A 557-nucleotide genomic window follows, 5' to 3' on the forward strand; every position below is an offset into this window, starting at 1 on the left:
GATCAACCGGAACTCCATCCTTGTCAGCTAGCAGGACACAGCAGCCTGCACCACCGACAGCGGAATAAAGGCGGTCCAGCGCCGACTCTGCGGTATCGATTAATGATCCGAGCCGTTCGCGCGCATCTTTCAGTTCACGGTCGGTGAGCACATTCGGAGCGCCTTCTTCGGGACTCAAACCGTAAAGACGCATCGAACGACCCCAGGATGCGATCAGCGCAGATTGTGCAGCGGCACTTCCGATCAATGCGGACTGTATATGTTCGGCATGCAAGCCATCATGCCGCGTTGCCATGGCCTCCTCCCAAGGTTCAAGCGAACTACCATCGCTATTGCCAGCGTATGCTACTTTGACTTGCCGTCAATGGTCGACTTTGTCGTCACAGCTGGCGGCGGACACCTCCGCCACCAGCCAATGTCATCCGAAACTTACTTGCTCCAGCTTTTGACCAGCTCATCGTAGTTGACGGTCTGGGGCTTTTCCTTTTCGTTCTCGATCTTCAACTGGGGCGCCAGATGGCMGTTTTTGACGGCATCGGCATTCCAGTAGGCAAGGT

1 pseudogene is annotated in these 557 nt (G+C 55.8%); it reads right to left on the bottom strand.

The window, feature by feature from the left end:
* A pseudogene (locus ACXJ5O_RS29375) lies at positions 1-295 on the bottom strand (sigma-54-dependent Fis family transcriptional regulator); the annotation flags it as partial.
* Between the last annotated feature and the right edge of the window lie 262 nt (positions 296-557).

It is taken from the genome of Phyllobacterium sp. P5_D12 (assembly GCF_054049495.1).